The 381-nt window shown below is 44.9% G+C and carries 1 pseudogene; it reads right to left on the bottom strand.

Annotated features, from left to right (window positions below):
- Window positions 1-381: pseudogene (locus F3J02_RS18380) on the bottom strand (cell surface protein); the annotation flags it as partial.

A 381-nucleotide genomic window follows, 5' to 3' on the forward strand; every position in this document is an offset into this window, starting at 1 on the left:
GTTTTCGCTTTGGTAGCTGCATCTTTAACGCTTGTGATCGCTCCATCAATTGTGTTCGAACCTGTACCACCAATGTTACTTGTCGTGATCGCACCTGTCGTTGCATCAATTGTGGTTGAACCACCCACAATATTCTTCACATTGTTTGCAGTGTTGAATAATTGACTACCATTTACCGCATCAGTTGAGCTTGAATTTACCGCACCCGCTTTTACGTTAGTAATCGTGGTACCAGCAGTACCTGCAAGCGTGATTTGGTCTTTAGTCGTTGCATTGTCATATTTAACTGCTGCATCGTCTAACGTACCCAACTTGCTATCAACTGCTGCCAATTGATCTTCTGTTGCTGCCTGACCTGATACTGCTGTGCCGTTCCAGGTC

Source organism: Acinetobacter sp. Tr-809, from assembly GCF_011753255.1.
Classification (GTDB): Bacteria; Pseudomonadota; Gammaproteobacteria; order Pseudomonadales; family Moraxellaceae; genus Acinetobacter.